This is a genomic window from Xanthomonas graminis pv. graminis (assembly GCF_030168915.1).
GTDB lineage: Bacteria > Pseudomonadota > Gammaproteobacteria > Xanthomonadales > Xanthomonadaceae > Xanthomonas_A > Xanthomonas_A translucens.
This window is the reverse complement of the sequence record NZ_CP076255.1, coordinates 3,921,170-3,935,370: the sequence shown is the minus strand read 5'-3', so window position 1 is coordinate 3,935,370 and position 14,201 is coordinate 3,921,170. Positions and strand designations below refer to the sequence as shown.

Here is a 14,201-nt window from a genome sequence, read left to right as displayed (position 1 = left end):
GCCGCGTTCTGTCACGGCGCAGCCGGCATATCGTCCCGGAAGCGCGCAAGCGGCTCACAGGTTCTGGTAATTCGGCCCGGAGCCGCCTTCCGGGGTGACCCAGTTGATGATTTCGTAGGGGTCCTTGATGTCGCAGGTCTTGCAGTGCACGCAGTTGGCGGCGTTGATCTGCAGGCGCTTGCCGGCCGCGTCGTCGACGATCTCGTACACCGCGGCCGGGCAGAAGCGGGTGCAGGGGTTGCCGTATTCCTCGGTGCAGCGGGTGACGCAAATCTGCGGGTCCAGCACCTGCAGGTGCACGGGCTGGTCCTCATCATGTTCGGTGGCGGCGAAGTACACGCCCTGCAGGCGGTCGCGCGGCGCAAGGTCGCGCTGCACGTAGTCGCGCCTGGGCTGTTCGTGCTCGCCCAGCCGGTCCAGCGACGACCAGTCCGCGGTCACCTTCAGCGTCCACGGCGAGGCGCCCTTGACCAGGGTTTCCCAGGCGGCGTTGAGCATGCCGAACCACAGGCCCTTCTTGAAACCGGGCTTGATGTTGCGCACCTGGCGCAGTTCGGCCATGACCGCCGAACCGCGCAGTCTGGCGTCGAAGCCGGCCGGGTCCAGCGCGGCGCCGGCGGCCAGGTGTTCGGCGGCGAGCATGCCGCTGCGGATCGCCTGGTGGGTGCCCTTGATCTTGGGCACGTTGAGCAGGCCGGCGCTGTCGCCGATCAGCAGCGCGCCGGGCATCTCCACTTTCGGCAACGACTGCCAGCCGCCGCTGGCGATGGCGCGGGCGCCGGCCGACAGAATGGTGCCGCCTTCCAGCAGCGGCTTCAGCAGCGGGTGGTTCTTCCACTGCTGGAACGCCTCCCACGGCCGGTACTCGGGATCGTGGTAGTCCAGGCCGCTGACGTAGCCCAGCGCCACCTGGTTGTTCTCCAGGTGGTACAGGAAGCTGCCGGCATAGGTGGTGTTGTCCGCCGGCCAGCCCAGGGTGTGCACGATCTTGCCGGGGACCACGCGGCCTTCCGGCAGCTGCCACAGTTCCTTGATGCCGATCGAATAGGCCTGCGGATCGCTGTCGGCGTCCAGCGCGAAGCGCTTGACCAAGCGCTTGGTCAGATGCCCGCGCGCGCCTTCGGCCAGCACCGTGACCTTGGCGCGGATATCGATGCCGGGGGTGTAGCCGGGCTTGTGCGAGCCGTCCTTGGCCACGCCCATGTCGCCGATGCGCACGCCGAGCACGCTGCCGTCGTCGGCATGCAGGGTTTCGGCGGCGGCGAAGCCGGGATAGATCTCCACGCCCAGCGCTTCGGCCTGCGGCGCCAGCCACGCGCACAGCGCGCCGAGGCTGACGATGAAGTTGCCGTGGTTGCGCATGCCCGGCGGCACGATCGGGAACTTGCGCCCGCCGTCCTTGCTCAGGTGCCAGAACTCGTCTTCGCCGGCGGGGACGCAGATCGGCGGCGGGGCGTCGCGCCAGCCGGGCAGCAGCGCGTCGAGCGGCGCCGGTTCGATCACCGCGCCGGACAGGATCTGCGCGCCCACCGCGCTGGCCTTCTCGATCACGCAGACCGAGATGTCCGGGTTGAGCTGCTTGAGCCGGATCGCGAACGCCAGCCCGGCCGGGCCTGCGCCGACGGTGACCACGTCGTATTCCATGACGTCGCGCTCCACTGGCTGCGGCGCGCTGGCGCCGCCCTCCGATCCCGTCATCTGCTCCGCTCCGGTTGGCTCGTTCTGGCTGGCTGCATTTTCAGGCTTTGTGCGTGATGGGGCAAATTCCGCACGCTGGCGTATGGTGTCTGCGCGCATGCTAGCGTGGCGCGATGCGACTCGATCTGCCCGGCGCCGACCTCCGCTGGCTGCCCGGCTGGCTCGCGCCGGCCGAGGCGGCGGCGCTGTTCGCGCACCTGCTGGCCGCGGTGAATTGGGAAGTGCACCGCATCCGCCTGTTCGGAAAGCTGGTCGATTCGCCGCGGCTGAGCTGCTGGATCGGCGATGCGCAGGCGAGCTACCGCTATTCCGGCACCCGCTTCGCGCCGCATCCGTGGCCGCCAGCGTTGCAGCCGTTGCGCGCGCGGCTGGCGGCGGAAACCGGGGTGGCGTTCAACAGCGTGCTGGCCAACCGCTACCGCGACGGCCGCGACGCGATGGGCTGGCACAGCGACGACGAGACGGAACTGGGGCCGCATCCGCTGATCGCCTCGCTGAGCCTGGGCGCCACGCGCCGCTTCGTGCTGCGCCACCGCCAGCAGCCGGCGCTGCGCCAGGCGCTGGAACTGAGCGCCGGTGGCCTGCTGTTGATGGGCGGGGAGACCCAGCGCCTGTACCGGCACGCCTTGCCGCGGACGGCGAAGCCGGTCGGCGAGCGGATCAATCTGACGTTTCGGAACATCGCCGCGCGTTAGCGGCTATCCCGTCTCCCTTCGGGACCATGGCCCCCTTTTCGGGGGAAGCTGCCCCGCAGCGGCGGATGAGGGGACGGGCGCAGCCTCGCGCTCCCAAACTCCGCGAGTCGCTGCGCGCCGCACCCTCACCCCCAAGCCCTCTCCTGGGGGAGAGGGGCTTTACGGTCAGCGGCGTGGTGCCGGGGCGGGCTTCGGCAGCGGCGCCACGGCCGTCGCCGCATCGGCCTGGCCCTGCTGCAGGGTCCAGCCCACCACATCGCCGGTCACCTGCGACAGCGCCTGGCTGAAGGCGTCGGCGACCTGCGCCTGCGCGGTGCTGGCCGCCGGTTGCGCGGCGAGGAAGGTGCGCGAGGCGACCACGCGCTGGTCGGGCGTGTACAGCAACTTGGCGTTGAGTTCGATCGTGGCCGAGGGCACAGCGCGGCCGGCGTAATCGGATTCGAAGCGGCGCAGGTCCAGGATCAGCTTGTAGTCGGCGCGGATGCCGGTGCCGAGCCGGGCCACACCCGGGATCCGGCCGGAATCCTCGAACGCGCGCACCAGGGTGTCCTCGAGCATGTCGGTGGCCGGCTGCGCCCAGCTGACGCCGCTGTACACCTGCAGTTCGTCCGGGGTGGGGCGTACCGCGATGCGCGGGCTGTCGACCACGCGCGATGCGCTGGGCTTGGCGATCGCCAGTTGCCAGGTCACCTGCGGCCAGGCCGGGTTCGGCGCGACGTGGACGTCGGGCGCGTAGATCGTCACCGGCTCCTTGCTGCCGCCGGTCAGCGCGGAGCAGCCGGCGGCAAGCAGCAGGGCCGGGAAGGCGAGCAGCAGAAGGGCGCGCGTCGGCTTCATTTGGGTTTGAACTCCTTCGGGGCGTCGCGGCCGAGCAGGTAGCGCGCGGGGTTGTTGTCCAGGCGGTCGCTGACCCGGCGCAGGTCGCGGATCAGCCCGCGCAGTTCGGTCAGGGTCGGGCCGAGCTGGCCCAGGCCATCGTTGGCGAAGCTGTTGATCGCCGCGCGGTTCTCGCCCAGGATCTTGTCGGCGTTGCCGGACGCCGAATCGAGCTTGCTCAGCGTGCTTTCCAGCTTGTCCAGGATCGGTGGCAGCTGCTGCACCAGGTTGGTGTCCAGGCGCTGGATGGTGCCGTTGGTGGTCTTCAGGGTCACGTCGAGATTGCGCGCGGCATCGCGCGCGCTGAGGATCAGCGATTGCATGCCTTCGTCGCGGTCGGCCAGCGCGCCGCTGATCGTTTCCAGGTTGTGCAGGGTGGCGGTGATGCTGGCCACGTTGCGGTCGCTGAGCACTTCGTCCAGGCGTTCGACGATGCGGTTGGCGGTGTCGGTGATGTTCTGCAGCGCCGACGGCGTGGTCTGGATGATCGGCGCGTCGCTGGTGTCGATCGTGGTCAGCGCCGGCGCCTCCGGGGTGCCGCCGGAGAGCTGGATGATCGACGGCCCGGTCAGGCTGGTGATGCCTAGCTTGGCGCGGGTGTCGCTCTTGATCGGCGTGGTCGAGTTCACCCGCACCCGCGCCACCACCTGGCGCGGATCGTTCGGCGCCAGGGTCAGCTCGGTGATCGAGCCGACCGCGATGCCGTTGTACTGCACCGGGCTGCCTACCGACAGGCCGGTGACCGCCTCGCGGAACACCACCCGGTATTCCTGCCAGGTGCGGTCGGAGGAATACTTGGCGGCCCACAGCCCGAACAGCAGCAGGGCCAGCCCGGCGACGATGGTGAAGGCGCCGATCAGGACGTAGTTGGCTTTGGTTTCCATGGCTCAGTGGGTCTCGCTCCAGGCGGTTTTGGCGTCGCGCGCCGCGCGCGCGCGCGGGCCGTGGAAATAGTCCTGGATCCAGGGATGGTCGACCTGCTCGATCTCGGCCAGCGGCGCGTTGGCGATGACCTTGCGGTCGGCCAGCACCGCCACGCGGTCGCAGATAGCGTACAAGGTGTCCAGGTCGTGGGTGATGAGGAACACGGTCAGCCCCAGCGCTTCCTGCAGGGTGCGGATCAGGCGGTCGAAGGCGGCCGCGCCGATCGGGTCCAGCCCGGCGGTGGGTTCGTCCAGGAACAGCAGCGGCGGGTCCAGCGCCAGCGCGCGCGCCAGCCCGGCGCGCTTGCGCATGCCGCCGGACAGTTGCGACGGCAGCTTGTTGAGCGCATCGGCCGGCAGCCCGGCCAGCTTCACCTTCAGCAGCGCCAGTTCGTAATGCCAACTGTCCGGCAGTTCGCCGAAGTGCTCCTTCAGCGGCACCTGCACGTTCTCGCCCACGCTCAGCGAGGAGAACAGCGCGCCGTCCTGGAACAGCACCCCGGTATTGCGCTCCACGTGCAGGCGGTCTTCGCGGCGCCGCGAGTCGGTGTCCACGCCGAGCACGCGGATGTGCCCGGCGTCGGGCTCGCGCAGGCCGAGGATGCTGCGCATCAGCACCGACTTGCCGGTACCCGAGCCGCCAACCACGCCCAGGATCTCGCCGCGGCGCACGTCCAGGTCCAGGTCTTCGTGCACGGTCTGGGTGCCGAAGCGGTTGAGCAGGCCGCGCACCGAGATCGCCAGTTCTGCTTCGGGATTGGGGATGGGGGATGGGGGATTGGTCAACGCATGCACTCCCGGCCGGATGCACAGATGCAGTCGGCTTTGCCCATTCCCGATTTCCGATTTGCGATTCCCGGCCTCACATCACCACCCCACGTTCATGAACCACAGCGCGGCGATCGCGTCGATGATGATCACCAGCGAGATCGACTTCACCACGCTGGAGGTGGTGCGCTCGCCGACCGATTGCGCGGTGCCTTCCACGCGCAGGCCTTCCAGGCAACCGATCAGAGCGATCAGGACCGCGAAGATCGGGGCCTTGGACAGGCCCACCAGCATGTGCCGCAGCTGGATGGTGTCGTGCATGCGCGCCAGGTACATCTGCGGCGGGATGCCCAGGTCGAAGGCGCCGACGGTGACGCCGCCGGCCAGGCCGGCGATCATCGCCACGAAGGTCAGCAGCGGCAGCATCACCAGCAGCGCCACCAGCCGCGGGATCACCAGCAGGTCCATCGGGTCCAGGCCCAGGGTCTGGATCGCGTCGATCTCTTCGCGCGCCTTCATCGCGCCGATCTGCGCGGTGAACGCGCTGGCGGTGCGCCCGGCCAGCACGATCGCGGTCAGCAGCACCGCGAATTCGCGCAGGAAGGCGATGCTGACCAGTTCCACCACGTAGATCTCGGCGCCGAAGTCGCGCAGGATGGTCGAGCCCAGGAACGCGATCACCGCGCCGACCAGGTAGGACAGCAGCGCGACCAGCGGCACCGCGTCCAGCCCGACCTGTTCCATCTGGTGCACGGTGGCGGTCATGCGGAAGCGCCGCGGCTCGTGCACCAGGCGCAGCATCTTGACCAGGGTCTCGCCGAGGAAGCCGACCAGCGCGACGATCTCCTTGCTGTTGCGGTGTACCGCGTAGCCCAGCCGCTCCAGCGCCGCAGCGAAGCCGTAGTCGCGCTTGCGCTTGGGGCGGTCGTCGGCCACGTCCTCGATGGTGCTGACCAGCGCCTGGTGGTCGTGGCGGAAGTTCAGCGCCTCGTGGGCGATGCCGTTGCGGGTGGCGTAGCGGATCAGCTGCAGCACGCCGGCCGAATCCAGCTGGGCGATGCCGCTGGCGTCGATGCCGGTGGTGCCGGCTGGCAGCGTGCGCAGCACGTCCGACGACGCCAGCGCGGTGGCCAGCGTCCAACTGCCGGACAGCCGCACCCGCGTGGGGTCTCGGTCGTCCTGGCTGAGTGTTGGCGGTTGCGGTTCGATCATGGGGCGTCCGGGGCGCGAGCATACCTGTTTCGCCTGCAGCGCAATGTCGTCGTGCGCCACAGGGTGGCTGTGCGCGGGGTTGGCGCCATACTAGCCGACATGCAAGCCGCACCCATCGCCAACGCTTCCACCGCCACCTATGCGCAACGGATCGCCTTCGTCTCCGAGATCGCCGGCCGCCTGCACACCTACGGCACCACCGCGCAACGCCTGGAAGCGGCGGTGGTGGCGCTGTCGCAGCAACTGGACCTGGACTGCGAACCCTGGTCCAACCCGACTGGCGTGATCCTCAGCTTCAGCGATCCGACCAAGGCGATCGGCTCCAGCGACATCACCCGGGTGGTGCGGCTGGCGCCGGGCGACAACGATCTGCACAAGCTCAGCGTTGCCGACAGCATCGCCGACGACGTCGCCAGCGGGCGCATGAGCGTGGCCCAGGGGCATACCGCGCTGCGCCAGCTGGACCGCCCGCCCGGGCGGCGCTGGAAGGCGATGCAGGTGCTCGGCTTCGGCCTGGCCGCACTGGGCGTGGCCGGGCTGTGGCGGCTGCCGTGGCTGGACATCGCCACCGCCACCGCGATCGGCCTGCTGATCGGCGCGTTGACCCAGCTCACCGACAGGCGTCCGGCGGCCAAGGAGGCCAGCGAGGCGCTGGCGGCGCTGCTGGCCGGCGTCGTCGCCGCGCTGGTGGCGACCTTCGTGGCGCCGCTGAACCTCAATTCGGTGATCATCGCCTCGCTGGTGGTACTGCTGCCGGGAATGGCGCTGACCAATGCGGTCAACGAGCTGACCAGCCAGCACTGGGTGTCCGGCGTGGCGCGCTTCGCCGGCGCGGTCACCACCATCCTCAAGCTCACCGTGGGCGCGGTGATCGCGGTGACCCTGGCGCAGTTGCTGGGCCTGCAGCCGCTGGTGCACGCGTCGCGGCCGCAGGCGGTGTGGGTGGAATGGTGCTCGCTGCTGGTGGCCGCGTATGCGTTCGCGCTGCTGTTCAAGGCCCACGGACGCGATTATCCGTGGGTGATGGCGGCCTCGGTGGCCGGCTACGTGGTCGCGCGCTTCGCCGGCGAGGCCTGGGGCAGCCCGGTCGGGATCTTCCTGTCGGCGATGTCGCTGACCGCGGCCGGCAATCTGTTCGGCCGGCTGGTGCACCGGCCGGGCGCGCTGATCCGGCTGCCCGGCATCATCATGCTGGTGCCCGGCAGCGCCAGCCTGCGCGGGCTGCTGACCATGGTGCAGCAGCACGACGTGTCCGGCGGGCAGTCGGCGCTGCTGGCGGTGACCAATATCGTGATGGCGCTGGTCGCCGGCCTGCTGTTCGGCAATCTGCTGGTGCCGGCGCGGAAGAATCTCTAGCGCCATTGCGCTTGCGGCAGGCATGAAAAACGCCGGCTTGCGCCGGCGTTGCTTGAATCGACGGACGCTCCCCGAGCCGTCGCCGGATCGGGTTCCCGATCAGTTTTTCTGGGCCGCGGACTTGCCGGCTTTCCTGGCGACCTTGGCGACTTTCTTGGTGGCCTTCTTCGCGGTCTTCTTTGCGGGCGCGGCGGACTTGGCCGGCGCGGCGATCAGGAAGTCCTCGACCTTCTTGCCCTTGGACACCTGCTCGGCCAGCCAGCGCGGCTGCTTGCCGCGGCCGGTCCAGGTCTCCGTGGCATTGGCCGGATTGCGGTATTTCGGCGGCACCTTGCCCAGCTTGCGGCCCGGCTTCGGACCCGGCTTGCCGGCAGCCGGCTTGCGGCCACGCTTGGCCGGAGCGGCGCCATCGACGACTTCGTCGATGCTGTAACCGTGGGACTTGGCCAGGCGTGCCAGCAGGGTGCGGACCTTGGCGATGGGCGTGCGCTTGGCGACGATGGTCTGTTGCTTCTTGGCCGTCTTGATAAGAGCGCCCAGCTGCTTGGCCGACAGGCCACTGAGATCGATGGTCATCTTTACTCCGGAAAATGGATGATGGGCAGGTAGCCATTCCATGGCTAGAGTGCCCTGGCTAGAGCGGAATCATAATATCGCTTTATCGGATTGACAAATATTCCGGGCATTTCGATAGGCAGGCCGTCATTGGATCGGCGAGGCTGACACTTATACGCGCCGAATTCCGCTTGTCAAATCAACGCGGGGCAACGCCGCTGATTCGATTGGCATATTGCCCCGGCAAATGTAGAGGCGGTGTCATGAAGGCGGAGGCACAAGAAAAAAGGCCGGGATATATTCCCGGCCTTTCCGATTAACCCTGCAGGCGCGCCAGCAAGGCGGCACGGTCCAGGTTTTCCGCCTCGCCGCCGCTGCGCGCGCGGTACTCGAAGGTGCCGGCGGCCAGCCCGCGCTCGGAGACCACCACCCGCTGCGGGATGCCGATCAGTTCGATATCGGCGAACATCGCGCCGGCGCGCAGGCCGCGGTCGTCGAGCACCGGGTCCAGGCCGGCCTGCTGCAGCTCGGCCAGCAGCGCCTCGCCGGCCGCGTCGATCGCCGGGTCGCGCTTGGGATTGATCACGCATACCGCCACCGACCACGGCGCCATCGGCTGCGGCCAGCGGATGCCGGCCTCGTCGTGGTTCTGCTCGATCGCCGCGGCGACGATGCGCGAAATGCCGATGCCGTAGCAGCCCATCGCCATCGCCACGGTCTTGCCGTTCTCGTCCAGCACGGTGGCGTCCAGCGCCTGCGCATACTGGCGCCCGAGCTGGAACACATGGCCGACTTCGATGCCGCGTGCCAGGCGGATTTCGCCGCCGTCGTGGGCGCGCTCGCCTTCGACCACGTTGCGCAGGTCGGCCACGGTGTCCGGCTCGGGCAGGTCGCGGCCCCAGTTCACCCCGGCCAGATGGAAGCCGGCGGTGTTGGCGCCGACCACGAAATCGGCCATCGCCGCCACGTCGCGGTCGGCGACCACGCGGATCGGCTGGCTGGGGTTCAGCGGGCCGAGGAAGCCCGGCTCGCTGCCGAGGTGGGCGCGGATCTCGGCTTCGTTGGCCATGCGGTAGCCGGCCAGGCCGGCGACCTTGCCCAGCTTGATCTCGTTCACCGCGTGATCGCCGCGCACCAGCGCCAGCACGAACGCGTCGCCGGCCATCACCGCGACCGACTTGACCGTGCGCTGCAGCGCGATGCCGAGCAGTTCGGCCACCGCCTCGCAGGTCTTCTGGGTGGGCGTGGCGACCTTGCGCAGTTGTTCCTGCGCTGCCGGGCGCGGCGCCGGATCGGCGGCGACCGCGGTCTCGACATTGGCCGCGTAGTCCGAGCCGGTGGAGAACGCCAGCGAATCCTCGCCGGACTCGGCCAATACGTGGAATTCCTGCGAGGCGTCGCCGCCGATGTCGCCGGAATCGGCCTGCACCGCGCGGAACTGCAGGCCCAGGCGGGTGAAGATGTGGCCGTAGGCGGCCTTCATGTTCTCGTACTCGCGCGCCAGGTCCGCGTCGCTGACATGGAACGAGTAGGCGTCCTTCATCAGGAATTCGCGCGCGCGCATCACCCCGAAGCGCGGGCGGATCTCGTCGCGGAACTTGGTCTGGATCTGGTAGAAATTGACCGGCAGCTGCTTGTAGCTGCTCAGCTCCTGGCGCGCGAAGTCGGCGGCGGCCTCCTCGGCGGTGGGGCTGTAGCAGTATTCCTGCTCCTTGCGGTCCTTCATCCGCAGCATCAGGCCGCCGAACTTCTTCCAGCGCCCGGTGGCCTCCCACAGCTCGCGCGGCTGGATGGTCGGGAACAGCACTTCCACCGCGCCGGCGCGGTTCATTTCCTCGCGCACCACCGCTTCCACCTTGCGCAGCACGCGCAGGCCCAGCGGCGACCAGGTGTACAGGCCGGAGGCGAGCTTGCGGATCATGCCGGCGCGCAGCATCAGCCGATGGCTGACCAGTTCGGCGTCGGCCGGGGTTTCCTTGGTGGTGTGCAGGTGGAACTGGGAAAGGCGCATCGAGGGGCTTCGCTGACGGCGGGCGCCCATTTTGCCAGTCATTGCCGGCGCTGCGGGGATGTGCGGCGGCCCGTGCCGCGCCAGTGCCGCCGCGCCGCGCTCACTGCGCGGCGGCGGGTGGCGGGCAATAGGCCTTGATCGCGGCTTCAGCCAGGCCCTTCTGCGCGTCGCGCTGGGCTTCGTCCAGTTCTCCGTCGGGCTTGCCGTCGCCGTCGCGGTCGGTCAGCACCTTGCCTGGCTTGCCCAGGATGTCCAGGTTCTTGCGCGCGCTCAGGCAGTTGGCGTTTTCGGCCGGGGCGGCGACCTCGCTGCTCTCGGCCTGGGTGCCGCCGTGGCTGTCGACCTGCCGCGCCTGGTACTTGCCATCGGCCGGCGGACTCTGCGAATAGTGGGTGACGCCCTGCGCATCCTTCCATTGGTACAGGGTGGCGGCGCCGGCCACGCCGCTGGCGGTGAGCAGGCACAGGCAGCAAAGCCGGGTCAGGGCGCGCATCACGGTCTCCAGGGGCACGGGGCGAGCGCCGATTGCAGCACCCGCCGTCGGGCCTGGCAAGTCGATTAAACTGCCGGCCATGGACCCATCCCGACCGCCTCCCCGTTCGCGCACCATCTATCTGCTGCCGAACCTGTTCACCACCGCCGGCCTGTTCTCCGGTTTCTACGCCATCATCGCCGCCGTCAACGGCCAGTTCGTGCACGCCAGCGTGGCGGTGTTCGTCGCCGCGGTGATGGACGGGCTGGACGGGCGGGTGGCGCGGCTGACCGGCACCAGCAGCGAATTCGGCGTGCAGTACGACTCGCTGGCCGATCTGGTCAGCTTCGGCATGGCCCCGGCGCTGGTGATGTACCACTGGTCGCTGTCGGCGCTGAAGTTCGACGGCAGCGTGATGGGCCGGGTCGGCTGGTCGGTGGCGTTCCTGTATGCGGCCTGCGCCGCGCTGCGTCTGGCGCGCTTCAACACCCAGGTCGGCACCGTCGACAAGCGCTGGTTCGTGGGCCTGGCCAGTCCGGCCGCGGCGGGGCTGATGATGGCCTTCGTGTGGGCGTTCGCCGACGGCAACCTGGGCTGGAACGGCGAGCAGTTGCGCTACGTGGCGCTGGGCCTGACCGTGGTCGCGGCGCTGCTGATGGTCAGCCGGATCCGCTTCTGGAGCTTCAAGGGCGGCGCCGGCAAAGGCCCGCGCGCCGATCGCGTGCCGTTCCTGATGCTGGTGCTGGCGTCGGTAGTGATCGCGGTGCTGGTCATCGACCTGTCGCGCGCGCTGCTGGCGATCGGCGTGCTATACGCCTTGTCCGGTCCCTGCCACTGGCTGTGGCGGCGCTGGCGCAAGCTGCCGGACGCGACGTGAGCGAGGCGATGTCCAGCGCTGCGCCGTTGTGGTCGGCCGAGCAGCACGGCTGGCTGCAGGTGCTGGGGCATACCCTGTATGTCGGCGCCGATGCCGAGGTCGGCGCGGTGGTCGCGCAGCCGGCGCCGGCGCCGCTGCGCGATCCGCCTGCCGCCGATGCGGCTGGGTCGGCGCTGCTGTCCGAGCACGCGGCACCGGCGTCGCGCGCGCCCGCGCCCGCGCAGCCGTCGCCGCGCGGCCGCGCGCCGGCCGCACCCGTGGCCTCCTATCCCGAGCCGCAACGCGCGGCGCCGGCACCGGTCCCGCGGCGTGCCGGCCTGCGCTTGCCCGACCGGCTGCAGATCGCGCTGCTGCGCGCTTCCGGGTGCAATCCGAACGATCCGGCCACGCAGGCCTTGATGGCGACCTGGCCGCTGGCCGAGTTGCGCGGCAATGCCGCCGCCAAGCGCGCGCTGTGGCCGCAGTTGCGCGCGCTGCGCAAGCGGGCGCCGCGATGAGCGCGCTGGGTTCGGCGTCCTCGCCGGCGGCGGCGACGCTGCGTACCTTGCGCGAAACCGACCTCGATACGGTGATGGAGATCGAGCGCCGCGCCTATCCGTTCCCGTGGACGCGCGGCATCTTCCGCGACTGCCTGCAGGCCGGCTATCCGGGCTGGGTGCTGCAGGAGCAGGGCCAAATAGTGGGCTATGGCGTGATCAGCGTGGCCGCCGACGAAGCGCACATTCTCAATGTCTGCGTCGCGCCCGAGCGGCAGTCGCGCGGCTACGGCCGCCTGCTGCTGCGCGCGCTGATCAAGTACGGCGCCGACCTGGGCGCGCGCCGCGTGTTCCTGGAAGTGCGCCCGTCCAATCCCGGCGCGATCGCGCTGTACCACAGCGAAGGCTTCAACGAGATCGGCCGCCGCCCACGCTATTACCCGGCGGCGAACGGCCGCGAGGACGCGCTGGTGATGGCGATCGAACTGTTCTTCGAAGGCATGTCGTAACACGCGACTTCATGCCGCCGGCGCCGCGCCGGCATGCTGCGTGCGCGTGCCCGCCGGTTTTTGCGGCGCGCTGATTGTCTTCCCGATTGACTGCTTGCGCAGTGCAGCGTTGCGCGCGCGGTGCGCCGTGCCTGCGCTGAAAGAGCACGGCGTTCGCGCATCCGGTCGCCGCCTTGCGGCGCATGCGGGTGCATGCCGAGCGCGCCACCGATGGCGCCGGCACTGCATTTTTCCATGGGTTTCCCGGACTGCGCCGCGCGGCTGTGCAATGTCGCGACATGTCGCCGGGACAGCGTTGTTGTCCTGCAGCTTTAACCGATGGAGAGGGGGCCGCGCAAGCCCATTTTGTTAGATGCAATCCCCATATCGCAGCACTGGATCTGCGCGCAGCGTATTTGGCGTTTCGCGCTCCCTACAGTGCGCGCCTCTTCGGCGCTGCCCCGTGCGATGGCATCCAGCGCAGTTGTCCGAGGGGACAGCGAATGCGCTCGCGCTGCCGCGTTTTCTGCCTGCGGAAAGCGCCGCGCCTGCGACCACTCCACCCATGCTTACGAGGTTCCAGGATGAACACACAGTCACTCATCGCACCCCCGCGCACGCTCGCCCATACGATTGCGCTTGCAGTCTGTCTGGCGGGCGCGGCCGGCAGCGCCTACGCCGATGCCAGCCTGGAGGTCGCCAGCACCGGGTGGGCCACGCAGAACGGCGGCACCAAGGGCGGTTCCAAGGCCGCGGCGGCCAACGTCTACAGCGTCAGCAGCGCGGCGCAACTGAAGGCCGCGCTGAAAGCGAGCGTCGGCAGCAACGGCCGCATCATCAAGATCAGCGGCATCATCGACGTCAGCGCAGGCACGCCTTACAGCACCACCGCGGACATGAAGAGCCGCGCGCGCCTGGACGTCCCCACCAAGACCACGCTGATCGGCGTCGGTTCCAATGCGCAGATCCGCGAGGGCTATCTGTACGTCAAGGCCAACGACGTGATCATTCGCAATCTGACCATCGAGAATCCGTGGGATCCGCAACCGGTGTGGGATCCGGACGACGGCGACCAAGGCAACTGGAACTCGGAGTACGACGGCCTGACCATCGAAGGCGCCAGCAACGTGTGGGTGGACCACGTCACCTTCACCGACGGCCGCCGTACCGACGACCAGAACGGCACCGCCAACGGCCGGCCCAAGCAGCACCACGACGGCGCGCTTGACGTGAAGAAAGGCGCCAACTACGTGACCGTCTCGTACTCGGCGTTCAAGTCGCACGAGAAGAACAACCTGATCGGCTCCAGCGACAGTGCCTCCAGCACCGACAGCGGCAAGCTGAAGGTGACCATCCACAACACGCTGTTCGAAAACATTTCCGCGCGCGCGCCGCGGGTGCGCTTCGGCCAGGTGCACCTGTACAACAACTACCACGTGGGCAGCACCAGCCATGCGGTGTATCCGTTTTCGCATGTGCACGGCGTCGGCAAGGAGTCGAAGATCTTCTCCGAAAACAACGCCTTCGACATCGCCGGAGTCAGCAGCTGCGACAAGATCGCCGCCAACTACGGCGGCAGCGTATACCGCGATTTCGGCTCGCTGCTCAACGGCAAGGCGCTGACCTGTTCGTGGAACAACAACATCGGCTGGACGCCGCCATACACCTATTCGCTGTTGCCGGCGAACAAGGTGGCGAACGACGTCAAGTCCAAGGCGGGTGCCGGCAAGTTGTGAGTGAGGTGTGCCGCCGTCCGGAATGGGCGGCGGCACAGGCGGCGATATACGTGCCGCG

Annotated in this window: 14 protein-coding genes; 6 read left to right on the top strand and 8 right to left on the bottom strand. The window is 69.0% G+C overall.

Annotated elements, in window-relative coordinates; translation table 11 throughout:
- Nucleotides 1-54: 54 nt before the first annotated feature.
- Complete coding sequence (locus tag KHF85_RS17035; RefSeq protein ID WP_284567565.1) at nucleotides 55-1,698, bottom strand: electron transfer flavoprotein-ubiquinone oxidoreductase; 1,644 nt, start codon at nucleotides 1,696-1,698, stop codon at nucleotides 55-57.
- Between the two features lie 113 nt (nucleotides 1,699-1,811).
- On the opposite strand from KHF85_RS17035, the gene KHF85_RS17030 reads away from it, so the two are divergent.
- A complete protein-coding gene (locus tag KHF85_RS17030; protein ID WP_284567564.1) occupies nucleotides 1,812-2,393 on the top strand; it encodes an alpha-ketoglutarate-dependent dioxygenase AlkB family protein in 582 nt (193 codons plus the stop codon).
- Nucleotides 2,394-2,558: 165 nt separating this feature from the next.
- Here the strand turns inward: KHF85_RS17030 and KHF85_RS17025 are convergent, their stop codons facing one another.
- The 4 genes from KHF85_RS17025 to KHF85_RS17010 form a co-directional block, all read right to left on the bottom strand.
- Nucleotides 2,559-3,230 carry an ABC-type transport auxiliary lipoprotein family protein gene (locus KHF85_RS17025; protein WP_284567563.1) on the bottom strand — a complete coding sequence of 224 codons (672 nt, stop codon included), beginning with the start codon at nucleotides 3,228-3,230 and terminating at the stop codon, nucleotides 2,559-2,561.
- Nucleotides 3,227-4,153 carry an MlaD family protein gene (locus KHF85_RS17020; protein WP_284567562.1) on the bottom strand — a complete coding sequence of 309 codons (927 nt, stop codon included), beginning with the start codon at nucleotides 4,151-4,153 and terminating at the stop codon, nucleotides 3,227-3,229. Before KHF85_RS17020 ends, KHF85_RS17025 begins: the two co-directional genes overlap by 4 nt.
- A gap of 3 nt (nucleotides 4,154-4,156) precedes the next feature.
- On the bottom strand, nucleotides 4,157-4,978 hold the full coding sequence (locus KHF85_RS17015; protein WP_284567561.1) for an ABC transporter ATP-binding protein: 822 nt from the start codon (nucleotides 4,976-4,978) through the stop codon (nucleotides 4,157-4,159).
- A gap of 81 nt (nucleotides 4,979-5,059) precedes the next feature.
- Entirely contained in the window at nucleotides 5,060-6,172 is a 1,113-nt protein-coding gene (locus tag KHF85_RS17010; protein ID WP_053839601.1) for an ABC transporter permease, read from the bottom strand.
- 99 nt (nucleotides 6,173-6,271) lie between these two features.
- Here KHF85_RS17010 and KHF85_RS17005 point away from each other — a divergent pair, with 99 nt between their 5' ends.
- Complete coding sequence (locus KHF85_RS17005; RefSeq protein WP_064538789.1) at nucleotides 6,272-7,528, top strand: threonine/serine exporter family protein; 1,257 nt, start codon at nucleotides 6,272-6,274, stop codon at nucleotides 7,526-7,528.
- Between the two features lie 99 nt (nucleotides 7,529-7,627).
- Here the strand turns inward: KHF85_RS17005 and KHF85_RS17000 are convergent, their stop codons facing one another.
- From KHF85_RS17000 to KHF85_RS16990, 3 genes are all read right to left on the bottom strand, one after another.
- Nucleotides 7,628-8,104, bottom strand: a complete 477-nt coding sequence (locus tag KHF85_RS17000) for an H-NS histone family protein (RefSeq protein WP_284567560.1) — start codon at nucleotides 8,102-8,104, stop codon at nucleotides 7,628-7,630.
- A gap of 295 nt (nucleotides 8,105-8,399) precedes the next feature.
- A complete protein-coding gene (locus KHF85_RS16995; protein ID WP_284567559.1) occupies nucleotides 8,400-10,094 on the bottom strand; it encodes a proline--tRNA ligase in 1,695 nt (564 codons plus the stop codon).
- Between the two features lie 100 nt (nucleotides 10,095-10,194).
- A complete protein-coding gene (locus KHF85_RS16990) occupies nucleotides 10,195-10,587 on the bottom strand; it encodes a DUF4124 domain-containing protein (RefSeq protein ID WP_284567558.1) in 393 nt (130 codons plus the stop codon).
- A gap of 79 nt (nucleotides 10,588-10,666) precedes the next feature.
- Here KHF85_RS16990 and pssA point away from each other — a divergent pair, with 79 nt between their 5' ends.
- The 4 genes from pssA (at nucleotide 10,667) to KHF85_RS16970 (ending at nucleotide 14,143) form a co-directional block, all read left to right on the top strand.
- Nucleotides 10,667-11,443: a CDP-diacylglycerol--serine O-phosphatidyltransferase gene (pssA, locus tag KHF85_RS16985; RefSeq protein ID WP_284567557.1), complete on the top strand. Its 777-nt coding sequence runs from the start codon at nucleotides 10,667-10,669 to the stop codon at nucleotides 11,441-11,443.
- A gap of 8 nt (nucleotides 11,444-11,451) precedes the next feature.
- Nucleotides 11,452-11,940, top strand: coding sequence for an alanine acetyltransferase (locus KHF85_RS16980; RefSeq protein WP_284569588.1), 489 nt, complete (start codon nucleotides 11,452-11,454; stop codon nucleotides 11,938-11,940).
- Complete coding sequence (gene rimI / locus KHF85_RS16975) at nucleotides 11,937-12,428, top strand: ribosomal protein S18-alanine N-acetyltransferase (protein WP_284567556.1); 492 nt, start codon at nucleotides 11,937-11,939, stop codon at nucleotides 12,426-12,428. The genes KHF85_RS16980 and rimI overlap by 4 nt, the downstream gene beginning before the upstream one ends.
- A 563-nt stretch (nucleotides 12,429-12,991) precedes the next feature.
- A complete protein-coding gene (locus tag KHF85_RS16970) occupies nucleotides 12,992-14,143 on the top strand; it encodes a pectate lyase family protein (protein WP_284567555.1) in 1,152 nt (383 codons plus the stop codon).
- Nucleotides 14,144-14,201: the final 58 nt, after the last annotated feature.